Raw genomic sequence first — 21,975 nt, 5'->3', positions numbered from 1 at the left:
GCGGCGACTCATCGGAGTTGTTCGACGCGCTTTAGGGCTGCCCGATCATGGTGTCGATGATTCGCCTGATCTCGGATGCAGTAGGCGCGGACTGCGTCAGCAGCACGTGCTGGACGATCAAGGCCGTCCCCATTCGCGTGGCTAGCGTTGTCACCGCCGCGGCATCGATCTCTGCCGAACAGATGCCGGCAAGGATGATGCGCTCTAACATGGTGACGGTACGTCCGACGACCAGTTCGTCGTAAATAGCCCGTATCTCGGCGTCACCGAAAAGTCCTACCATCACTACCAATTCAGGGTAAGACGCATTGCCGGTGAGGACTTTAGCGAATGAGTTCAGGACCGAGAACAGCTCTTGGCGCGCTGTCCCACCACGTGGCGCGGTCGAGATCGGCGGCAACTGGGATCGCAAGGCAGCGTGTATTAACGCATGCTTGCCTGGCCAGCGCCGATACAGCGACCCCTTGCTGCAGCGTGCTCGAGCGGCGATGTTTTCCATGGTCACACCGTCGTAGCCGGCGGCTTTCAGCTGGGTCAAAGTCGCATCATAGATCGCCCTTTCGAGTTCGTTGGGCCGACGACGAGTCGTCACCGCCGAGTGCTTTTGGCCCATTTACGGTTGACATTTCGGTGATCGCAGGGCGACTCAGCGGAACGGGAACGTAGCGCTCGGACGCTCATGCCGGCTGCATCTCCTCGGTCTGCTGGCGCGAGGGTTGAGGCCATGGCTGAGGTAGGGGCCGGGGACGCACACGCTGCGGCCACCAGAACCAGCGGCCCAGCAGGGCCGCCAGGGAGGGTGTCATCAGCGAGCGCACAATCAGAGTGTCGAAGAGCAGCCCGAGACCGATGGTGGTTCCCACTTGTCCAATTACGATGAGTTTGCTTATCGCCATGGACATCATGGTGAAGGCGAAGACCAGGCCGGCGGAGGTGACCACGGAACCCGTGCCGACCATGGCGCGGATGATGCCGGTGTTGAGCCCGGCGTGAATCTCCTCTTTCATCCGCGAGACCAACAGCAGGTTGTAGTCCGACCCCACGGCCAACAAGATGATGACCGACATCGGCAGCACCATCCAGTGCAGCGGAAGCTCGACGATGTGCTGCCAGAGCAGTACCGAGAGCCCGAAAGAGGCCGACAGACTCAGCACGACGGTCCCCACGATGACCGCCGCGGCCGCCACCGCCCGGGTCAAGATCACCATGATGATGAAGATCAAGATCAGGGCGGCGATAGCAACGATGAGTAGGTCGTAGTTGGCGCCTTGCTGCATGTCGGCGTACATGGCCGCACTGCCACCAAGATAGATCCGCGACCCCTCCAACGGTGTTCCTTTAATGGCGTCTGCTGCCGCAACTTTGAGCGGTCCAGTGCGTGACGTGCCTTCCTCCGTTAGGGGGTCGCCTTGGTGAATGATGGTGAATCGCACGGCATGTCCGTCGGGGGACATCATCAACTTGATGCCGCGCTTAAAATCGGCGTTCTCGAACGCTTCCGGAGGCAGATAAAACGAGTCGTCATTCTTCGCATCGTCGAACGCTTGCCCCATGGCTGTGGCGTTGTCCTGCGAGGCAATCGTCTGATCTTGTTGCGCTTTCTGGGCCTGATACTGGTTGAGCATCATCTGTTTTTGATGCTTCATCGATTCGATCATTGGCCCCATCAGGGCTTCCATTTGCGGCATCAGCGCGTCCATGCGCTCGAGGTCTGGCACCAGGTCGCTGAGGTCATCACTCATGGTGGAAATACCGTCCAGGGCGTCGAACACCGAGCGCAATGACCAGCACATCGGGATATCGAAGCAGTGTTTCTCCCAGTAGAAGTAGCTGCGGATCGGGCGCCAGACATCTTCGAAATCGGCCATGTGATCGCGTAAGTCCTGCACGTCCGCGCTGGTTTTTTTCATCTTGGTCGCCATGTTGTGGGTGACGCCGGCCAGCTGGTGGGTGACTCCCTGCATCTTTTCCATCGAGTCGATGTTGACCTGCATGTCGTCGGCCTGTTTGAGCGTGTTTTGCAGGACGGTCTGCTGGTAGTCGTTGTTCATGATCTGGCCGGTGCTGTTCATGCTGATGTTGAACGGAATCGACGAGTGTTGGATCGGGCTTCCCTTAGGCCGGGTGATGGTCTGCACTTGGGCGATACCGTGCACGTGCACAAGCGCTTTGGCGATTTTGTCGATCACCAGAAAATCGGCTGGGTTGCGCAGGTCGTGGTCACTTTCGACCATCATCAAGTCGGGGTTCATCTTGGCCTGGGAAAAATGGCGGAACGCGGCAGCATAACCGACGTTGGCCGGTACGTCGGCGGGCAGGTAAATGCGGTCGTTGTAGGTAGTGCGGTAGCCGGGAAGGGTCAATAAGCCAACCAGTGCCACTAGGATGGCGCAGATCAAGATCGCGCCGGGCCAACGCACGGTCGCAGCGCCGATGCGCCGCCATCCCCGCGGCTGGGTCATACGTCTGGGATCAAGGGCCCGGCCAAAACGACTGGTGACCGCAATCACTGCGGGACCGAGCGTTAAGGCCGCAGCCACCACGACCGCCATACCGATCGCCAAGGGAATTCCCATGGTCTGGAAGTACGGCAACCGGGTGAAGTGCAAGCACAGCGCCGCCCCGGCAATAGTCAGACCCGAAGCCAGCACGACGTGCGCCGTGCCATGAAACATCGTGTAATAGGCGGCTTCTCGATCTTGGCCCAAACGACGCGCCTCCTGGTAGCGGCCGATCAGGAAGATGGCGTAGTCGGTGGCCGCGGCGATCGCCAGCGTCACAACCAGATTCGTTGCGAACGTTGTCAGGCCGAAGACGTTGTGATAGCCCAGGAATGCCACAAGTCCACGTGCTCCAAAAAGCTCGAGCACCACTATCACAAGCACAATGCACACCGTGACCAATGACCGGTAGACGATTAGCAGCATCCCGATGATGACGACGAAGGTGAGCAGGGTAATCACCTGCATGCTCTTGTCACCAGTCGCGTTTTGATCCGCACTCGAGGCTGCCGGGCCGGTTACATAGGCTTTGACTCCCGCCGGGGCACGCGTGCTGGCGATGACATCGCGCACCGCCTCCACCGACTCGTTAGCCAGTGCCTCTCCCTGATCTCCGCCAATATAGACCTGCACGTAGGCGGCCTTGCCGTCGACGCTTTGTGCTGCGGCCGCGGTGAACGAATCTCCCCAGAAATCCTGCACGTGCTGGACATGCTTCTTGTCGTCCCGCATCTTTTGCACCAGGCGGTCATAAAACTGGTGAGCATCTGCACCTAAGGGCTTGTCGCCTTCGATCACAACCATCACCGAGCTGCTGGTGTCGTACTCGTGAAACACCTTGCCTACCCGCTTGGTGGCGATCATCGACGGCGCATCATTGGGGCTCATCGACACCGCGCGCATCTTGCCGACCGCTTCCAGTTGCGGCACAACGGTATTGAGTAGGGCAATGATCACGATCCAACCAAGGATGATAGGCACCGCCAGCACACGGATCGTGTGTGCTATCCGTGACCGGGACGCGTGCGGGGTAACCGCAATGCGATCGGTCTGAGGGTCGTCCATCGGAGCGCTCATGCTGACTTCACCAAGCAGAACGTCGCGGCATTCTCACCGGAGACAGATCGCAGATCCTTGACCACGCGATCAACGGTGATCCGGCAGCTAATGGACTCACCATCGCCCTGGGCAACAATGTTGGGTGTCGCCGCTGGTGCGGTGGTCCGCAGCGTCAATGACCACGGCAACACGGCGTCCGGCGCCCGTTGCGGCTTGCCGTCCAGGTCTAGGTAATTGACAACCGCCCTGGCCCCCGTGCCGAATACCTCGTAGGTGACGACCTTGGGATTGAAGTCGGCCGCGCTATCAGAGCTATTGGGCGCTACCAGAACGGCATTCGAGCCAAATACTTCACGCAATTTCATCACCGCGACACCGCCTATCGCGACAGCCACGACGACGAGTAGCGGAAGCCACACCCGTCGCGACAATTCCACTATCGCGGTCATCGCGCCCGCCCAGCGCTAACCGATTGAGCCGCCGAGAAGTCCAAGTAATCGTGCTGCCTTGAGGCGGCAGGCCAAGGTAGCGATGTGCTGTGGAAATGGGTCGTATCGAGAATGGCGGTCAAGATGCAAGCCTTTCAGCGATTGAAGGCGACCTGTGGGCCGTGGGCGGAGGAGGTCTACGTACGTAACCTAGGCTAGAAAGTGGATTCGGTCAATCCGGTTCCCTGTGGGCGTCGTTACACTGACTCTGTGACCGCTTGCAAAACAACGCATCGCCCTCTGCGCAAGGACGCCGAGCGCAACCGCCGGCGAGTCATCGACGCCGCCCGTGAGCTGTTCGCATCGAGGGGGCTGGAAGCGACCCTGAATGAGGTGGCCCACCACGCAGGACTCGGAGTCGGCACCGTTTACCGACGATTCCCGACGAAAGAACTACTGCTCGAAGCAATCTTCGAAGACGGCCTCAACCAACTCGCGGACCTGGCCGAATCGGCGTTGCGCTATACAGATTCGTGGGACGGCTTTGTGTGGTTCGTTGAGCGGACGTGTGAAATCACCGCGACCGACCGCGGAATGCGAGAGATCGTGTACAGCAAGTCCTACGGCGGAGATCGGGTGGAGGCTGCGCGAGTACGGCTTTACCCAACGCTGTCTAAGCTTCTTCAGCGAGCCCAGGATGACGGCTATCTGCGCGCGGAACTATCGCCCACCGATATGCCTATCTTCGGGCTGCTGGCCGGGACCGTCAGCCAGTTCGCCGGGCATGTCGATGACGAACTGTGGTGGCGCTACGTAGCCATTCTCCTCGACGGCATGCGTCACCGCAGCGACCAGCTGCGGCTACAGGTCCGCGCGCTCGATGACGAGCAGTTCGACGCGGTGATGCTAACTTGGGATCCCGCCGGCCGACGTTGACCCGACAGCGTCGACACCCGGCAGACAGCGAATATCGCGCTGGGGGAAGGGTTTTCAATCTGGTCCCGCAGTACTCACTGGTGTCCGACCTTGGCGAGTACATCGCCGGGACCGGCATGCAATTCGTGCGACGCATTCTCGACGGCGCCGATATGCCCGAGAGCGGGTTCCTAGCCGCTGGCACGGCGCCGGTGCCCGCAGAAATGCTTGGCCGCGCCGGTCATCGCCACCGCCAAAGCCGCTCGGACGGCTTAAGAGTTGTCTTCACAGTATGATTGGGTGCTCCTGAGGATGGTGTCAGCCACCAGGCGGGGGTTGTCAATCATCGGTACGTGGCCGAGGTCGGGCAGTAGCACGTAAGCGGCGTGGGGAAGCCGCTGTCGGGCGATGAGGCCGTTGATCTCAGGCGGGAAGATTTTGTCTTTTGCGCTCCACGCCAAAGTGATAGGGCAAGGCAACGGATTCAACGCTGCAGTGCTTTCCGGAGTTGCGAGCAAATCGTCCAAGCGGCTGCAGCCCAGCAGATCGGCCATGGCGTTTAGCGTCTGGTTCGCGGTGAGTCGTTCACCGTGTTCGGCGATATCCCGCATCGCATGACGGCGAAGCGCAGGGACGCGAAGCAACGCCGGTGCGATAGGTCCGGCGATCCGTGCCAGCCGTCGGGTGCGGCGGATCTTGGTGAGTGCCCCCAACTGATCAGTGGCGCCGGGTGTCCAGAAGCCGGCCGGGGACAGCGCGCACACGCTGATGGCGCGACCGCGACGCGCCAGTTCGATGGCCATCCAACCACCCAGGGAGTTACCGGCGACATGGACGCGGGCCAGTCCACGGCAATCCAGGAGACGCTCGGTCTCATCGGCTAGGGTGCCGATGCTGGTCTCGCCAGCCAGCGGCGGGCCTCCGCGGTGTCCGGCGGCGGTGGGCGCAATGACCTCATAATGGGGGGACAGTAAAGGGATGACGTCATCCCAAGCACGGCTTGACATCCCGATGCCGTGCAGAAGAAGCAGAGGCTCATTCGTAGTCATGATCGCGTGGCCATGGTGGGTGTCGTCGCCCCTCGACGCGGCCGGCTGGAGGCCGAGCCGGCGCGGCCAGCGCGACCGGGCACCGTCAGCGACAACGGGGGCGCGTCCGGCGGTCGCTCGGCCAGCGCGGTGATCAGCTCAGCGATCGCGGGCAGGGCGGCTTCTAATGCTTTGCGATATCGGGGTGAAAGGCGGTCCATCGCGTCACGCAGAGCGGTGGTGCTCACGCGGTCATAGCGGTCGAGCATCTCACACGCTGCGGGAGACAGGGACAGGTAGACGTTGCGCAGGTCAGTGGCCGACTGAGTGCGCACCACCAAGCCCGCTGCAGTCATCGTGCGGACCAGATTGCTGACAGTCGAGGGCGCCGCCCGCAGTCGAGTCGAGATCTCCCCAGGGGTTGCAGTGCCGGCTTGTTGAAGGGCCCGTAGCAGTTCGATTTGAGCCTCTGGCAGGTCGGGCAGTCCCTCGGCGTGACGCGTTGCCAGCACCGCCCGACGCAAAGGACCGATCAGCCGACCCAACTCTGCTGCGATGTCCATCCCTGCAGTCTGCCACATCATTTTGAGGCAAACACGTTTTGGTGCAAAATAAGGCCCGTATGCAAAGTGCATCGCGCGTCGGGACTATCGCCGACGCTTCGGTCCCACCCAGGAGAACCGCATGACATCGATAGCTAATCCCGTTCCCCCGCAGGACTTTTCGAGTATCGTCGGTTTTCGCTTCATCTACACCTACGCCAACGGCTGGCGTTATGAGATGTATGTGAAGAACGCTAAGACGATCGACTACCGCATTCACTCAGGCATGGTTGGCGGTCGCTGGGTCAAAGATCAGCAGGTTGACCTGGTGCAGCTTGATGACGACAGCTTCAAAATTTGCTGGACGGAACCCACCGGCACCTCCGTCGCGGTCAACGTTTTGCCCGCCAAACGTTGCGTGCACGGGGTGATTTTCTTCCCGCGCTGGGTCCAAGAGCATGGTGAGCGCACCATTTGCTTCCAAAACGAGCACCTCGAGCAGATGCGCGCCTACCGCGACGAAGGCCCCACCTATCCCATCTACGTGGTCTCGGAGTTCGCCACGATCACGCTGCTGGAATCCGTGGGCTCCGATAACGACTCCATCATCTCGGTGCCCCCCGACCAGCTTCCCGCCGGCTGGGCTGACCGCACCAACTGAAGGCCGCAGCCGACGAAGCTGTGCCGCATCGCGTGATCTCGGTGCGGTCAGGCGCTGACGAAACCGAATTGGGCTCGTCTCACCAGGGCGTGACCGGCTCGCGCGCGAAGTCGGCGTCCAAAAAGATAGTCCACAGTGGGATTTCAGCTACAGGCGACCACCCGAGAGGGAGACGACAACGATGTCCGGAACACTAGTAGCGTAACTTCAAAGTGGATCCTATCCAGATCTTTGTGGGAGGTCACACAGCGCTGTCAGGCAGCAGGCTGGGCAGCGCGGGGTTACATCGCTCCAGCTCGCCCAGCAGCGACTTACTGCAAGCCACTCAAGCCCTCGCGTACGGCGTAGGAACGAAGATGTGGGCCCGTTGGCCGAATTTAGGCGAGCTGCACCTTGACGGGAACGGCGTTGCGCAGGGTGTGCCCGACCGGTGAGCTGGCCTGCACCTTGGCGTGCAATTGCTCGATCTGTTCCGGCGAGGCATCGGAGAGGATGGTCACAGTGGCTGTAATCGACCCGAAACCGGCGTGTCCCTCGGCCAATCCAAGAAACACACTCAGGTCAAGATCGCCCTTCAGATCGACCCGTAGATGCTTGAGCTCGATACCCGCGATGGTGGCGTTGGCGGCATAGCCGACGGCCAGGCAATTACCCAGCGCGCCGAGCAGTTGCTCCACCGGGTTCGGCGCGGTGTCCCCGCCGCCGAGCGCGGTAGGCTCGTCGGACTGCGACGGCGCGAACCGGCGTACTTTGGATTCTGAGGTGAAGGCACCCTTCCAAGTCACGTGGGCGGCCCAGTTCGTCTGTGCCTTTGCCGGGTCGTTCTTAATGGCACGAACCAGGTCACCGATGGCCTCGACGTTGACGTTGTTGAGGATGGTATCGGTGGTCACTTCTACTCCTTGTTGGGTGCGCTCTTCGTTAATGCCCCGGGCAGTGTCCCCTCGGTAGGGGCCAAGGTGCTACCCATCAACGCAGGATGATCCGAAGGTTGCCCGGGTGTGTTGTACGACCGAGAATGGTCAGGCCGATCTTGCCGCGGCGCCAAAGTCATCACTTCATCCTCGGCGGGGCTAACAACCAAGCGGTCGAAGAGGTCGACTGCTCGCTAGCTCAACAGGTTTCGGGCGTTGATTGGCGTCGTATAACGGTGGGGGGCGCCCAGAACCGTGATTCATCGATGAAAACGGCGTGATTAGCCTGACACAAGATACAATTCCGGCGAATCACGCGGCGGTGCAAAGCCAATGGTGAAACAGGTCTTAAACCCAAGCGCCGGACAATGTTCGCTCCGAATCCGTGAACGTCCGTCGGATTTTACAGTGAGCGCTTAGTGGTGAAGCTGGGCCAAACATGGATGACAGGTGCCGCTTGCGCAAGATGCATGTTCGTCACGGTTATCGCCCGGCCCCGTACCGCTTGTCCTACAACGCTTTTCTTGCCGGCTAGCACTCGGGTCTAGATCGTCACAGTGATGAAATATCTGGCCGGTATGGGCTTAGCGTTGGTGACCAGTCTGTTGCTCCGCAACGGCTGAGACAGCGATTTGGAGCGAACTGGTTTTGTCGGGCGTCGGCTGCTGTTGCTGAAGCTCTTCCAACGACGTCGCGAGGTGCAGACGCGCGATCGAGTCGACCCCGTAGCACGCTCGATGCCCGCATCGGTCGACCCGAAACCCGCATCCGCGCCGGTAGATGCATACCAGTGGACAACGAACACTGTCGGCTTCGTTCACGGCTCCGCTCGAAAAGCTACGGGCTGTCAGCTTCGCCCGGGGCCGGCGGATAGTCGCCGCCCCGGCAGGTCGATCTCAACTTGTCGGAACGGTAGAGGAACAGTTCAGGCCCGTGGGCCACCTTCTCGCTTACCTCGCGAAGCGAGTCTGACACCGGTTGGCAGGATGCAAACGCAACCGAGGTTCAAATCGGCGCTGGGAAGACCCTGCTAACTCGCCGCATGCCCGCGCCCACGCAACGCCAGCAAGGATCGCTTGGCGTGCCGAGTGTTCGCCCCCACTAATTCCTATCAGAAGCCCGAACAGTCTGTCCGTTTCGCTGAGCTGCGAATAAACCATCCTGCATACGGAAAACTGATGATACCTTTCCAAACTGTAACGCGTTTCATTATTTATATCTGTGGGCAGCGTCAGCCAAGACTGTGACACTTCCAGCCCTGACCGTCATGGCACTGCACTCGAAAACTTCACTCCGCGTTGCTATCTGGCACCGGATGTAGACCCTCGCCATTACCATGGCGATTGCAAAACGTCCCACGCTAATCAACTGTCTATCTTCTCACAATTTCCACCCTAAAATACCCGACGGTAACAAGGGCGAGCGGATGTAACCTGACTTTCCGTGGTTTTTCTAACACGCGCGATAACCTTTCTCGCCTCCCTGCTTGGACGCGTTCGGTGCCGGCTCAGCGGGCGCTTACTCGATCGACATGAATTAGCCGCGTCGATATCGCTGCCGACGCCGACTCTGCTACAGGACCGAAAGCCGCTGGATAAAAATGACTGTCAGCCGTCGGTCGTCCATGGCCGCTGCCTAGGTCGGCGAGTAGAATCGAGAATGGTTCGGCAAGAAGGGATTTCGCTCTGATGCCACGCCCTTGGACGTTGGAAGTGCCAACTTGAGCCGGGCGGCTCATGGTTCGATTGCCAATCGCACCCACCCTATGGGCCCCACCGCGAAGCCAAGTGCATGGTCGATGCGCCGTCAATCTAACGCGGCTGCAATTACCCATGCGCCGCAGTACGTCGTCACAGTGATGTATTTGCTGATGGCCACCGTCTGCCAACAGATCGGGCGATGGTCGAGAACAAAGGGGAATTTATGGCGTGTGCGTGCGAAGAGTCGGGCCAGCCGCTCTGTGGCTGGTGTGAGGAAGCCATAGAGCAGGGATTACCGCCTGAACGGCACATGTGCCTGAACGGCTGCTGTTCGTGAGCACTGAACCCGCATCGCGTAGACAACATCGTGACTGAGGCTAACTACCCAGGCTGAGGCGGCCGCCAAAGCGCGCGCGAAGCGTTGACTCCGTTGCGGGTTAAACGGCTTGAGCCGCCAGAATTGATGCTGGCCGCTATTCAATGAATCTAGCCGGCGGCGCAGATTGTGACGCCCTATCCGCCCGCTTTACCGGCAGATCACAGATGGGGCAATTGACGATCGCCCTGGCCCCAGTGCCGACCACCTCGTAGGTGAGGACCTTGGAATGAGGTCTGCAGCGCCCTTAGAATTGTTGGGCGCCACCAGGATAGGATTCGGCCCGAAAACTGCACCCAAATTCATCACCGAGGCGCCGCCGACCGGGATAGCCATCACGATCAGTAGCGGAAGCCACACCCACCCCGCGATCCCCACCACCGCGTTCATCGAGGGCGCCTATCACTTACAGGGGATACAGCATGCCAGCATCCCCTTGAGTCACGCTGGGTCAGTTTCGTCGCGCAAGGGCCTAACCGGCTCGCGTGCGCGAGGCCGACGTTTGAAAAGGTAGTCGTCAGTGGACCTTTCAGCGGCAGACGGCCACCCCCGGGCGGGTGGTCGGCGACGGTGTGGGGAAGCAGTGAGCAACCTAACGGTATAAGTGGATGGTGTTGATCCAGTTCTCCCGGTTAGGTAGCCATCCACCAGAGCTGAGCGGTCGACGATTTTGCGTGACGTCGCCAAGCTCGATGGGAATGCGCGACACTTCGGCCACCCGGGCCCTCGGGTAACGGGATAGCAACGAAGACGATGCACCCGCAGGTACGCGGCAAGAAATTGCATTGTGGCGGCTTGCCTACCGGTCGGGAACGGAAAACATTGGGGCCCTTAAAGAGGTCACCAAGCGGTGCTAACCGCCGCCCGCTGAGTTCTCAGTAAAAGGCAGCCGGGGCGCCCACTCCTGTTGGACAGCAACGTCTTAGCTTCGAGCGCTGAGGCATTGCCGTGCTGAGGCGATCGTTTGTGGGTCAGCCAGATGTTGCGGGATACCAGGTGCGCATCGCGGCGTCGAGTTGTTCGTCGTCAAGCGCAGCGATAGCCAAGGGTCGTTGTCCTCTGCGGGGGCGCAGTCCGTCGAGGAAAATCGCTAGATAGCGACGCCACAGCTGTGGTTCGACATGGCCTGCGTACTCGCTGACCGTACCCGCCAGCAGGGCCAGGAAAGGCATGTCTGTGGTCGAGACGTCCGGGCGCAGATAACCGTCGTCCTTGGCACGCTCCACGAGTTTGGAAATTGCTGGGGTCAATCTCAACCTTGAAGCCTCAACCCGATCCCCACCGTAAGCCTTGCTGAACACAGCTTCCCGCAATCCGCGGTCGGTCGCGGTCAGCTCACAGAACTGTTCGAAAAATCCGACAAACCCTCGCCAGGAATTTTTCTCTTGCAGCGCTGACTCGGCAAGTGCTGTGGCCTCATCGATGCCATCCTCAAAGATCGCCTCGACCAGCGATTCCTTAGTCGGAAACCGCCGATAAACAGTCCCCACACCCACCCCGGCGTGGTGCGCGACGTCATTCAGAGTTGCCTCAAGTCCCCTCGACGCGAACAGATCTCGGGCAGCCTCAACCACCCGCTGGCGATTGCGCTCAGCGTCCTTACGCAGCGGGCGACGCGGCCCACACTCCGACGACACGCCACTCATTGTAGTCTGCGGCACACTCCATCGAAACGGATACGAAACATCCGGTGGCGGGGAGGCGTCCTCCTGTGCGCCCGCTGCAGCCACAGTCGATGACCCGAAATCTCACGTCGCCTCCTTTGTGCCCAAATGACTTCCCCACCGCGAGACACGCCACGTCGGCGAACTGGAATGGCGCTGTCCGTTTCTGCGGCGTATGGTCTAAGCAGAAACGGATCAGAACTATCCATTTAGGAGTTTTGCTCGTGACGACAATGCAAGTCGAGGCGTCCTCGCGCCCGCTGCGCCAAGACGCGGCGCGCAACATGCAAAAGATCTCGGCTGCCGCAATGGAGGTGTTCGCCGAGCGGGGCTTGGCCGTGTCGATGGCCGACGTCGCCGAGCGTGCCGGCGTCGGCGTGGGCACCGTCCATCGCCGCTTCGGCGACAAACAGGTTCTCATCGATGCGTTATTTACCGTGAAAATCCAGGAGGTCACCGGACTGGCGTGGATCGCGGCGCGCCAGGAAGACGCCGCCGCAGCATTGGTGGCATTCCTGAGCACGGTGGCCGAACACCTCGCCAGCAACAAAGGTTTACGTCAGATCATCCTCGCTGAAGACTTTCGCCCTAGCGAGACTCACGCCGCAGCGCTCGACCAGCTCACCTCGCAAACGGCGGTCCTGGTCAACAAAGCCAAACGGACGGGTTGGCTACGGGAAGACTTCTCGGCCACCGACTTTCCGCTCGTCTTGATGGCTATTGGAGCAGTCTGTGACTTCGGCGGCAGCCAACACCCTGAGCTCTGGCGGCGCGTATTGCGGCTGACCATCGATGGCGTGCTGCACGCGGAGTCACAACTGCCCGTCGGCATCGAGGCACCGCCGGCCCTGACGAGGCAACAACTGCACACCGTGGTCCAGGACCGATGAACCCCGCCGACAGTGGGCGACGACCGCTTCTCACGATCCCACCAACCGTAACGAAAGGCCTGCGATGACCACGTCTGCAACCCATACCCCGCCCATTGACGACATGCCGCGCGGTGGGCCCGATGCGTCGTGGTTAAGCCGTCGTCTGCAAACCGACGTGCTCGAATACACCGACCGCTACGACATTCCCGACCGGATCAAGCAATACGTGGTCACCGCACTCGACGACATGGGCACCCGCCAGGGAACGCACGCCTCCACCGCCCAACTCGCCGTTGACCTTGTCGCTGGTATCGATCACCCCCGCATCTTGGAATTGGGCGCTGGCCACGGCCGCCTCTCCGACCACATCCTGCACCGGCACCTTACCGCCGAACTCACCATCTCCGACCTAGACCCCCACTCAGTCAACAATGTCGCCAACGGCCCACTGGGCCACCACCCCCGAGTCAAAACCAAGGTCGTCGACGCCACCAACATCGACGATCCCGACGACAGCTACGACTTGGTGGTGTTCGCCAACGCGTTCCATCACCTGCCGCCATCCGTGGCAGTCAAGGCCATCGCCGATGCCACCCGAGTCGGCAAAACCTTCCTCATCGTCGACCTCAAGCGCATGCCTTCGCTGGCCCTGGCGCTGCTGCCGCTGACGATCCCAGCCATCGCGTTCCGAGTGCGCCCGCTCGCCGCGGCCCGCGCCGTCATGCACGACGCCTACATCAGCGCGCTACGCGCCTACAGCCCCTCAGCCTTTACCGCGTTAGGAAAAGCCGCCGACCCCGCCATGCAAATCGAATTCCTGCCGACACCCACGAGCCGATTGCGCTCGATTGCCCTCACCTTCCGCCGGCCTGGAACGTCAAGGACGGTGGCATGACTACACGACACCAAAAACGTTGTCCCACAGGGCAGCCCGCCGACGGCCGGGCGCCCACCGCTACCGGGGACATAGGCAGCAGTGATATGTCTGTGCAGCTCGCGCCGCATTTTGGAAACGTGCAAGCCCATTACGACTTGTCCGACGACTTCTTTCGGCTGTTCCTGGACCCCACACAGACTTACAGCTGCGCCTACTTCGAGCGCGATGACATGACGCTCGAGGAGGCGCAGCTCGCAAAGATCGATCTGGCGCTGGGAAAGCTGAAGCTCGAGCCCGGGATGACGCTGCTGGACATCGGTTGCGGCTGGGGAGCCACCCTGCGGCGGGCGATCGAGAAATACGACGTCAACGTCATTGGCCTCACGCTGTCGGAGAACCAGGCCGAGCACGTGCAGAAGTCCTTCGACCAGATGGACACCTCCCGCAGCCGGCGGGTCCTGTTGGAGGGCTGGGAGAAGTTCCACGAGCCGGTGGACCGCATCGTGTCGATCGGCGCGTTCGAGCACTTCGGCCGGCAGCGCTACGGCCGTTTCTTCAAGATGGCCTACCAGGCGCTGCCGCCCGGCGGAGTGATGTTGCTACACACCATCGTTCGTCCGTCGTTCAAAGATGCCCGGGCCAAGGGCCTGAAGCTGACCCACGAGATCGTGCAGTTCTCGCAGTTCATCCTGGCCGAGATCTTCCCCGGCGGCTGGCTGCCGACGCCTCAGACCGTGGGCGAATACGGGGTGACCGTGGGCTTCGACCTGACCCGGGTCCAGTCGCTGCAGCTGCACTACGCCAGGACCTTGGACCTGTGGGCCGAGGCCCTCGAGGCCAATCGCGAGCAGGCGATCGCCATCCAGTCCCCGGAGGTCTACGACCGGTACATGAAGTACCTGACCGGCTGCGCGAAGCTGTTCCGTGAGGGGTACACCGACGTCAATCAGTTCACGTTGGAGAAGTAACCGCGCCGCCTCCGATAACATCGGAGCACGGTTGACGTATTGGGACCACCCGTACCCGACGGTCGCTATGCGTGACGAGCGCCAACGGACAAGATTGCCTCGACGCGTCGAGCGTGGTCGGCAACCGCGCAGTTGTAGGTTCTCAAATCCCGTGTCCAATTCTCAAATGGAATGTCCACTGCGTGTCCAATTGGACATTGGAGTGAGACAAACGCGAACCGGTGTTCGTGCCGGCGTCTGTGCGATCCCTGGCCAGGGTGAAGCAAGCTGCCAACTGGGCCGGCAGAATCAGGAGTTATCAGGACCGTAGTTCCTCTTGGGGGTGGGTTCTCAAACTCTGTGTCCTGTCTCAAGCGACAAATTCGGTTGCGACTACTGTTGCCCTGGTGAGCCTTTCGTCCTGGCCAGAGCTCCGCTGGGAACGGTAGAACCTCACGTCAACGCGGTTGCTGGCCGAATGATTGTTAGCGCCGGCGCATAACGGAGGGTCGCCGGAGATCGCTGTTCTAAGAGCCGAGGGTGTTTGTCCGAACGTCTTCTTGAAAGCCGCGCTGAAGTGGCTGTGACTGTTGAAGCCGAGCTCGATAGCTAAAGTCGTGAGATCTTCGCAGCTTGCGAGCAAGGTGAGCGCGAAGGCTAGCCGCAATCGAAGGTGGTATCGGTAGAACGGGGTCCCCTCGACTCGTCGGAATGCATCGGTGAGGTATATCGGTGTGACACAGACTGTTTCGGCCATCTCTTTCAGTGTCCACCGCCGCCACGGATCGGCTGAGAGATGCAGCTTGACTTGGTTTGCCAGTTCAGCGGGACGTCCGTGGCGGGGGGTGGCGGGGGAGATGCCATCTTGTAGGGTGCGCCGGATGAGTTGTAATGCCGTGATTTCGGCCTCATGCTGGTCGACCGACCGTCGCGATAGCTTTTCGCGCAGGTGTGTCGCGAGTACCTGGGTTTGGGGCGCGATGGGTAGGCATCCGCGGTTGAGCGTCACCAAGTCCGGCAGGTCTTCGCATTGGGTCGGCAGAGCGCGTGATAGAGCTTCCGGTGTGATTTCGACGGTCAGCATTGCGTGTTCGCCAGTGGTCGGGTGGCGCAGCGTGTACAACTCGTTCTTTGCGATGAGCATGGCGTGATTGGAGTCTGCGACGTACCTCCTGGTGCCCGAGAACTTCACGTTGGCGCCGCGGTAGGGAAATGAGAACTGCGTGCTTGGCGCGCGCTTTTGGTCGGGCGGCCTCAGCGACTCGGCGTTTTGTGTCACATCCCACGCGGTGACAGCGTCGGTGCGCAGCAGTAAGCGTGCGCTGTGTCCGGAACTGTGCCGAGCGCATCCCGATCGACCGTTGTCTGCCGACCGTTCTGAATGATGTTTGACAGCAACGTATCCGGAGTATTTTCGGCAGTGGGTTGTTGACGCGAGCTCTCGTGGTTCGCCGGCAGCAGTGCAGGTTTTTATCGCGCCCGGCTTCGTGCTGAACATCGCGGCCTCCGGTCCGGTCACTGGCAAATGGCTCCGACTTTCGGCTGCCGCGGGTGTTAGCGGGCTTATTCGGATACCTGGAGTCTCGCGATTTACTAGTGGTCGTCGCGTCTGCCAATGGCCAGTCAGGCCGCTAGTGAGGCGATTACGGCGAGTTGTACTCCTCCCACCAATCCCTCACCAACACTGCGTACTGTTCGGCTGCGTCTTCCCAAACGAAATGACCCGCGTCAACACAGGACAGCTGACTGCCAGGCAGGCTTTGATGCAGGAATTCGGCGTTTCTCCAAGGGATCAGGCGGTCTTGGCGGCCAGCGATGATGAGAGTGGGGACGAGGATTTTCGGCAGCAATTGTACGAGCGCTGGCAGCTCATGGCGCAGGCGCCGCCAGTAGAGGTGCGTGCCGGTCAGTCGATCACCGTCGTAACTGCGTAGATAGTCCTCTCGTACTTCGTCTTCCAGCTCGTGACGCTGTATGTGACTCAGGAGTTCGATGACGCGAGCGCGCGGTCTGCTGAGATCGTTGTCGACGGTGTCGGTGTCGGTGTCCATATGGGTCCAGCCGCGTAGATCGGGTCCGACTGCGAGAGGCACCAGTGCGGGGCCCGGTCCGACGGTGAGCGTGGCAAAACGGTCCGGGCGGCTCGCAGCGGCGAAAAGGGCGGCTGCTGTGGCGATGCTGGGTGCCACAACGTGCGGTCTGTGCAGTGCGAAGGCGACGACGGCGGCAATGATGAACTCGCCTAATGCTGCAGGGGAAAACAAGTCGTCGCGCCGTTCGGAGCGCCGAAACCGGGCAAGTCGACCGCGACCACATGGGCGTGCCCGGTCAGGTGCGGCCACATCCTCCCGTAGGCGTAGAGGCTTTCCGGCCACGGGCTCAAGAGCAATGCGTGCCGGTTGCGTGGCTCGTTTCGCGCAAACCGGACCGTAATGCCGTCGACCGTGCCGAACCGAGGCCGCATAGGCGTAGACGACCACCGGGTCACCGACCATCCCTCTCACCACAGCTGTGCCGCGAAGGTTTCATGTACACGCAGTGTGTGATGCGTCTAAGTCTCTTCGCGTCCGCCATTGGCTAGTCATCGGCTGCTTGCGAGAAGTGCGGCCGCTTCGCAGAAGCGCCTGATGCTAAATGTGCGCCACGTTGGCGGCGAGGACATGACTTAGTTCGCTGCGCGAGCGGATGTCAAGCTTCGCGAAGACCTTGCGGAGGTGGTACTGGGCGGTACGCGGGCTAATGAAAAGCCGTGTGCCGATTTCGTTGTTGGACAGGCCCTCGCGTGCCAGAAGCGCGACGTGCAGTTCTTGGTGGGTGAGCGCGGCTGACACTGTTTGGGCGGAACGCTTCTTTACTTTTTCACCGGTTGCCGACAGCTCTCGGCGGGCGCGCTCGGCGAAGCCGGCCATGCCGAGCGAGTCCATGATCTCGGCAGCCGCGCGTAGCTGCTGGCGGGCATCGACGCGCCGTCCGGTTCGTCGCAACCATTCGCCGTAGAGCAGGTGAGCCCGCCCGGTCTCAGCGCGCAACCCGGCGCGAGTGAGGTGCTCGATGGACTGTTGGTGCCAGTGGTCGCCGTCGTCGTCTAACAAAGCGTGAACGCGGGCCTCGACGCCCAGCGCCCAGGCGGTGGGGCAGGACGTAGCTCGATCGCTCACCCACTCCAAGACACCGCGCAGCGTGGCGGTATCACCGACCCGGGCGGCCGCCTCGGCGAGTTCGCCGGCCGCGAAAGATCCCATGCCTAAATGGTCGGCGTCGAAGACCCGGCGTGCATAGGTCAGCAAATCATCATGCTTGCCAAGGCTGTTGGCGAGCACTGATTTCGCATACCAAAGAAAATCGGCGACGAGACCCAGCTCGGCTGCCATGACCGGCTCGATCTCCCGTGCAAAAAGCGCATTGGTCTCGGCCTCGTCGCCGCGCCAGGCGGCGAGCAAAATGGGCATGAAGGGCAGCGGTGCATTGCCCGTTGCTTCGGCGAGCAGGCGATCTTCATTAATGAGCAGTTCGGCGGCGCTGAACTCGCCGCGTTGAATATGAGTCCAAGCCAGATAGCTGGCGGCAAATTGCAGATAGAGCAAGGCGCCGATCTGTCGGGCGGACTGAGTCTGCCGCAGAGCCAACGTGTGCCAGGCGTCGAAATCCCACACTTCTGATGCGAGCAACGCGCTCATTTTCGAGCGCATCAGCCAGAGCCAGTCCATGTCGGTTCGCGCATCGACGTCTGGCTCCAGCAGGCGCTCGAGCGCGACACCCAGCATGGGGGCGGCGGCCGCGTGACCGTCGATCGTGCGCGTGGCCACAGCCGTAAGCAGAATGTCCACCGCGCGCGGCGAATCCGTGGCGGGCGGAACTTTCAACGCGGCCGATGCCACAGCGCGCAGCCCATAGACGCCATCAACCTCTCCAACCCACACCGCAGCATCGATCGCTTCCAGTTGGGCCATGCGCGCCGCCTCCGGCCGTAGAGATCCGTACTGCTCGGCGGAGTTCTGAAGTAGTTGCACTGCGTGCTTGGCGCGCAGCTGGTCTTGCGCGATCTGGCCACGTAATCGCGAGATCGACGCTGCTTGCTCGTCATTGTGAGGCATAGCCACAGCCGCGACGAGAAGGCCCAGAGCCGCATCGAGGGCGCCCGCATCACGTTTTGCGTGCGCCGCCGCTAACAATCGTGCTGCCCGCGTCGGTGGCGACGGCGTCAGCATCGCTGCGTTCTCGAGAAAGGCTGCCGCGGCCGCGAATCCACCGCGGCGGTGCGCGCGCGCCGCGGAGTGCTCCAATTCGGCTGCCACCTCTTCGTCGGGTACCGCGCACGCCTGGGCGCGATGCCACGCATGGCGGTCGGGGTCGCGGCTTGAGTCAGTCGCACGTGCCAGCGCGTCGTGGATGATGTGGCGTTGCGATGGCGGTACCGAGCGGTACGCGGCTGAGCGGACCAGCGGATGACGAAACTGGACGCGCGCCCCGAACTCGATGAGCCCCGACTCGGTGGCTTTCCGTACCGCGTCCACTCCAAGGTCGAGCAACATCGCGGCCCGCCAGATCAAGGCGGGGTCACCGACGGGGTCGGCTGCGGCCAATTGCAGCACGGCGCGGCTTGGCTTGGGCAGTGCTTCGAGGCGCTGCACAAAGCTTTCTTCGATTCGCCCCGAAAGTGCCATCGCTTGAGGAAAGCCGAACCCGCCAGCGAGATCAGACGGGTTGACGGAGCGGGGTAACTCCAGCAGCGCCAGAGGGTTTCCCGCGGCTTCGTGGATAATTTGAGCCCGAATCTGTGGGTCCAGCTGCCCAGTGAGCACACGGTCGAGCAACGCGTCGGCGTCCGGGCCGACCAACCCCTCCACGATCAACTCTGGTAAGCCTGTCAGCTCGTCACTGTGCGTGCGGCTGGCGAAAATCAGTGCAACCGGGTCCGCGTCGAGGCGGCGCGCGACAAACGACAAGATTTGGGCCGACGCGCGGTCGAGCCACTGCTCGTCATCGATCAGGCACAGCAGCGGCTCTCGCCCGCCGGCCTGAGCGAGCAAGTTCAGCACGGCTAGCGCGACAAAGAAGCGGTCGGGTGGCGGGCCGTTGCTGATGCCGAAGGCAATAGACAGAGCTTCGCGTTGAGGGGCAGGCAGAAAGTTGAGGCCGCCGAGGATCGGAGTCAGGAGCTGGTGAAGGCCGGCGAAGGCGAGTTCCATTTCAGCTTGTACGCCCGCGGCGCGCAGAGTGATGCAACCGCTAGCGGAAGCGATTTCGTCGAGGAGCGCCGATTTTCCTATGCCGGGGTCGCCGCGCAATACCAGCGCCGCACTCCGCCCGGTGCGCGCTTGGGCGACGAGCTCGGCGAGTTGTCGCGTCTCGCGGCGTCGCCCCACCAGGCCGGCGCTATTCATTGGGGTACGGTCCCCTGAACATGGTAAGACGGTACAGCCCTGATCTGGGTAAACGGGTGATGCTGTGGACGGGCTCAATTTCGACAGAGCAGCCGCAGCGGGCACCTTGATGCAGGTCAATGCGATCGAAGGAACAGACAACTTCCGTACCTGTGCCGGACCGCCGACGTCGCGATGGCAGGATCTGCTGGATTTACGTCATAGCGGCCGAGCGCGATGGTGATGTGCGTGCGATGACGCTGAGCGCCGACGATTCAATCGCTAAGAATGGCCGCGTACCGAGATGGGTCCGACGTCAGGGTGCTTTTGATGACACGGCTGATCTCGTCAGCGAGGATTTCGGTCGTTCCCGCCCGCAGTCCGTCCAGGGCAGCGGTCACCACCTGGTTCGGGTCGATCTTGTCGATTGGGAAATTGTCGCCCATCGGGGTACTCACGGCTCCTGAATGAAGGGCGACCACCAGCGTGCCCTGGTCCTGAAGCTCGAGCCTCAGCGCGTCGGTGAGATTCCACGCGGCCGCCTTGGTCGCGCTGTAACCGGCCATACCGGGGAACGAGAACCATGAGACGGCCGAAAGCGCGTTGACGATAGCTCCGCCGCCATTGGCGTTCAGCACCGGCGCGAACGCCTCGGCCATATAGATGGGGCCGAACACGTTGGTTTCGAACTCCGCATGAATTTTCTCTAGGTCTGACCCGATGAGCGGCTGTCGGAATGACACTGCAGCATTGTTGATGACGATCTGGACGTCAGTAGCCTGCGCGGCCGCGGCCGCAACTTGCGTCCTGTCGGTCACATCGAGCCCAATAGGTACGACGCCGTCGGCAGGCGGCACCGATAGTAGATCGCGGGCGCCGGCGTAGACCTTGGCAGCCCCACGTTCGCGTAGCTGGCGGACCCATTCCGCCCCGATACCCCGATTCGCTCCGGTGACGATGACGACCGACCCCTCAATATCCATGGAAGTACCCTTTCGTATCGGGGCAGCGCATTGCTCTCCGTTGGCTTTCGGCGATGCCAGATCAACGTCTAGGCAACGTCTTTCGCCGGCAACCCCGGCATTGCGACGCTATGCGAAACGGACGCGGCGGCGCTGTCAAGATCTTCAGACATCATGTGATATTCGGTAGCGACGTGGTTGCGGAGACCGGTGACCGACTTCTTGAAATCCGACGGAGAGCATCCGAACGTCTTTTTAAACGCCGAGCTGAAGTGGCTGTGGCTGTAGAAGCCGAGGTCAACGGCGAGAGCCGCCAGGTCGTCGCTCTCAGCCACCACGGTCAGGGCGATAGCCAGGCGCAGCCGTAAGTGATACCGGTACAGCGGGATACCCTCGGCTTTACGGAACGCGTCGGTGAGGTAGACCGGGGTGACGTTGACCTCGCGGGAAATGTCAGCCAGCGTCCACCGGCGCCATGGATCGGCAGAGAGCAACAGCTTCACCCGTTCGGCCATCCTCTGCCGCTGCCGCACCCGGGCTCCGGCGGGGTGAACAGGGCTACCTGTCAATGCATGTCGCGCGAGCTGCAGCGCCAACGCCTCGGATTCTAGATACCCCACCGATCCGCGTGAGAGGCGCTGCCGCAGCCGTGCCGCTAGGGCTTGCGTGCGTGCATCGATCTGCATAATCGATCGATTGAGCGCCGGCCTTTCCCGCGGCAACCGGTCCTCAGAGGGCACAACTTCCAACCAGGTCGCCGGGTCGACCGCCACTGCCAAGGTTGCATCCCCGCCGGCAACCGGATGGCTAACCTGATACGGCTCGTCCGCGTTGAGAACGAGCATCTGATTCGAGTCGGCGACATGCGATTTCGCACCAACCCAGCTCACGAACACACCACGATAAGGAAAGACGAGCCGCGTTGCCTGGACCATTTCTTCGTCTGCCTTGACCCGGCACAAGCCCGGGCACTGCACGTCCCAGGCCGCAACGGTCGCCGTCCGTAGCAGCGGCCGTGCCTGATACTCCGGCGCGCGTCCGCAACTCTCCACATCAGCAGGCGCAGAACTGGGCGCGGAAAACCCTTCCTGCGTTCGCAATTTCTTCACTTCGCTCGTCGCACTCCTGCAGTGTCTGGTGGCTCTCGTAGGCAAGCACCACGATAG

At 61.6% G+C, this 21,975-nt stretch carries 17 protein-coding genes; 5 read left to right on the top strand and 12 right to left on the bottom strand.

Annotated features, from left to right (window positions below):
* Nucleotides 1–31: 31 nt before the first annotated feature.
* The 3 genes from A9W96_RS25625 to A9W96_RS25615 form a co-directional block, all read right to left on the bottom strand.
* Nucleotides 32–613: a TetR/AcrR family transcriptional regulator gene (locus A9W96_RS25625; protein ID WP_067144038.1), complete on the bottom strand. Its 582-nt coding sequence runs from the start codon at nt 611–613 to the stop codon at nt 32–34.
* 64 nt (nt 614–677) lie between these two features.
* Nucleotides 678–3,578, bottom strand: coding sequence for an RND family transporter (locus tag A9W96_RS25620; protein ID WP_067144036.1), 2,901 nt, complete (start codon nt 3,576–3,578; stop codon nt 678–680).
* Nucleotides 3,575–4,009: an MmpS family transport accessory protein gene (locus A9W96_RS25615; RefSeq protein WP_082972613.1), complete on the bottom strand. Its 435-nt coding sequence runs from the start codon at nt 4,007–4,009 to the stop codon at nt 3,575–3,577. The genes A9W96_RS25620 and A9W96_RS25615 overlap by 4 nt, the downstream gene beginning before the upstream one ends.
* A 249-nt stretch (nt 4,010–4,258) precedes the next feature.
* Here A9W96_RS25615 and A9W96_RS25610 point away from each other — a divergent pair, with 249 nt between their 5' ends.
* On the top strand, nt 4,259–4,924 hold the full coding sequence (locus A9W96_RS25610) for a TetR/AcrR family transcriptional regulator (protein ID WP_067144034.1): 666 nt from the start codon (nt 4,259–4,261) through the stop codon (nt 4,922–4,924).
* Nucleotides 4,925–5,175: 251 nt separating this feature from the next.
* Here A9W96_RS25610 and A9W96_RS25605 read toward each other — a convergent pair whose 3' ends face one another.
* Nucleotides 5,176–5,952, bottom strand: coding sequence for an alpha/beta fold hydrolase (locus A9W96_RS25605; protein WP_067144032.1), 777 nt, complete (start codon nt 5,950–5,952; stop codon nt 5,176–5,178).
* Nucleotides 5,949–6,494: a MarR family winged helix-turn-helix transcriptional regulator gene (locus tag A9W96_RS25600; protein ID WP_067144030.1), complete on the bottom strand. Its 546-nt coding sequence runs from the start codon at nt 6,492–6,494 to the stop codon at nt 5,949–5,951. Before A9W96_RS25600 ends, A9W96_RS25605 begins: the two co-directional genes overlap by 4 nt.
* Nucleotides 6,495–6,615: 121 nt before the next feature.
* Here A9W96_RS25600 and A9W96_RS25595 point away from each other — a divergent pair, with 121 nt between their 5' ends.
* Nucleotides 6,616–7,134 (top strand): phenolic acid decarboxylase, encoded by a 519-nt coding sequence (locus A9W96_RS25595; RefSeq protein WP_067144028.1) that lies wholly within the window; start codon nt 6,616–6,618, stop codon nt 7,132–7,134.
* Between the two features lie 377 nt (nt 7,135–7,511).
* Here the strand turns inward: A9W96_RS25595 and A9W96_RS25590 are convergent, their stop codons facing one another.
* Nucleotides 7,512–8,027 (bottom strand): OsmC family protein, encoded by a 516-nt coding sequence (locus A9W96_RS25590; protein ID WP_067144025.1) that lies wholly within the window; start codon nt 8,025–8,027, stop codon nt 7,512–7,514.
* A gap of 3,068 nt (nt 8,028–11,095) precedes the next feature.
* A complete protein-coding gene (locus A9W96_RS25585) occupies nt 11,096–11,785 on the bottom strand; it encodes a TetR/AcrR family transcriptional regulator (protein ID WP_369830874.1) in 690 nt (229 codons plus the stop codon).
* Between the two features lie 236 nt (nt 11,786–12,021).
* On the opposite strand from A9W96_RS25585, the gene A9W96_RS25580 reads away from it, so the two are divergent.
* The 3 genes from A9W96_RS25580 to pcaA all read left to right on the top strand — a co-directional run bounded on the left by A9W96_RS25580 (nt 12,022) and on the right by pcaA (nt 14,505).
* A complete protein-coding gene (locus A9W96_RS25580; RefSeq protein ID WP_067144021.1) occupies nt 12,022–12,678 on the top strand; it encodes a TetR/AcrR family transcriptional regulator in 657 nt (218 codons plus the stop codon).
* Nucleotides 12,679–12,742: 64 nt separating this feature from the next.
* On the top strand, nt 12,743–13,555 hold the full coding sequence (locus tag A9W96_RS25575) for a class I SAM-dependent methyltransferase (RefSeq protein WP_067144019.1): 813 nt from the start codon (nt 12,743–12,745) through the stop codon (nt 13,553–13,555).
* Between the two features lie 86 nt (nt 13,556–13,641).
* Nucleotides 13,642–14,505 (top strand): cyclopropane mycolic acid synthase PcaA, encoded by an 864-nt coding sequence (gene pcaA, locus A9W96_RS25570; RefSeq protein ID WP_067144017.1) that lies wholly within the window; start codon nt 13,642–13,644, stop codon nt 14,503–14,505.
* A 349-nt stretch (nt 14,506–14,854) separates the two neighbouring features.
* Here the strand turns inward: pcaA and A9W96_RS30875 are convergent, their stop codons facing one another.
* The 5 genes from A9W96_RS30875 to A9W96_RS30870 all read right to left on the bottom strand — a co-directional run bounded on the left by A9W96_RS30875 (nt 14,855) and on the right by A9W96_RS30870 (nt 21,918).
* Nucleotides 14,855–15,628, bottom strand: coding sequence for a helix-turn-helix transcriptional regulator (locus A9W96_RS30875; RefSeq protein WP_197499646.1), 774 nt, complete (start codon nt 15,626–15,628; stop codon nt 14,855–14,857).
* A gap of 499 nt (nt 15,629–16,127) precedes the next feature.
* Nucleotides 16,128–16,748, bottom strand: a complete 621-nt coding sequence (locus A9W96_RS31805; protein WP_231999891.1) for an alpha/beta fold hydrolase — start codon at nt 16,746–16,748, stop codon at nt 16,128–16,130.
* Nucleotides 16,749–17,114: 366 nt separating this feature from the next.
* Nucleotides 17,115–19,868, bottom strand: a complete 2,754-nt coding sequence (locus A9W96_RS25555) for a LuxR family transcriptional regulator (RefSeq protein ID WP_067144011.1) — start codon at nt 19,866–19,868, stop codon at nt 17,115–17,117.
* A 254-nt stretch (nt 19,869–20,122) separates the two neighbouring features.
* The gene (locus A9W96_RS25550) at nt 20,123–20,830 is read right to left on the bottom strand and encodes an SDR family oxidoreductase (RefSeq protein ID WP_067144009.1); all 708 of its coding nucleotides are present in this window, start codon (nt 20,828–20,830) and stop codon (nt 20,123–20,125) included.
* A 68-nt stretch (nt 20,831–20,898) separates the two neighbouring features.
* Nucleotides 20,899–21,918, bottom strand: coding sequence for an AraC family transcriptional regulator (locus A9W96_RS30870; RefSeq protein ID WP_197499645.1), 1,020 nt, complete (start codon nt 21,916–21,918; stop codon nt 20,899–20,901).
* Nucleotides 21,919–21,975: the final 57 nt, after the last annotated feature.

Source organism: Mycobacterium sp. 1245852.3 (assembly GCF_001669335.1).
GTDB classification, from domain to species: Bacteria; Actinomycetota; Actinomycetes; order Mycobacteriales; family Mycobacteriaceae; genus Mycobacterium; species Mycobacterium europaeum_A.
Note: the sequence above shows the minus strand (reverse complement) of the source record. Positions and strands in the feature narration are given on the sequence as shown.

Bases quoted from the DNA above. Each gene is read 5' to 3' on its own strand.
- A9W96_RS25580 (WP_067144021.1), top strand. From the start codon at position 12,022: ATGCAAGTCGAGGCGTCCTCGCGCCCGCTGCGCCAAGACGCGGCGCGC.
- A9W96_RS25575 (WP_067144019.1), top strand. From the start codon at position 12,743: ATGACCACGTCTGCAACCCATACCCCGCCCATTGACGACATGCCGCGC.
- A9W96_RS25550 (WP_067144009.1), bottom strand. From the start codon at position 20,830: ATGGATATTGAGGGGTCGGTCGTCATCGTCACCGGAGCGAATCGGGGT.
- A9W96_RS25605 (WP_067144032.1), bottom strand. From the start codon at position 5,952: ATGACTACGAATGAGCCTCTGCTTCTTCTGCACGGCATCGGGATGTCA.
- A9W96_RS30875 (WP_197499646.1), bottom strand. From the start codon at position 15,628: ATGCTCATCGCAAAGAACGAGTTGTACACGCTGCGCCACCCGACCACT.
- A9W96_RS25595 (WP_067144028.1), top strand. From the start codon at position 6,616: ATGACATCGATAGCTAATCCCGTTCCCCCGCAGGACTTTTCGAGTATC.
- pcaA (WP_067144017.1), top strand. From the start codon at position 13,642: ATGTCTGTGCAGCTCGCGCCGCATTTTGGAAACGTGCAAGCCCATTAC.
- A9W96_RS25600 (WP_067144030.1), bottom strand. From the start codon at position 6,494: ATGGACATCGCAGCAGAGTTGGGTCGGCTGATCGGTCCTTTGCGTCGG.
- A9W96_RS25625 (WP_067144038.1), bottom strand. From the start codon at position 613: ATGGGCCAAAAGCACTCGGCGGTGACGACTCGTCGTCGGCCCAACGAA.
- A9W96_RS25620 (WP_067144036.1), bottom strand. From the start codon at position 3,578: ATGAGCGCTCCGATGGACGACCCTCAGACCGATCGCATTGCGGTTACC.
- A9W96_RS25555 (WP_067144011.1), bottom strand. From the start codon at position 19,868: ATGAATAGCGCCGGCCTGGTGGGGCGACGCCGCGAGACGCGACAACTC.
- A9W96_RS25615 (WP_082972613.1), bottom strand. From the start codon at position 4,009: ATGACCGCGATAGTGGAATTGTCGCGACGGGTGTGGCTTCCGCTACTC.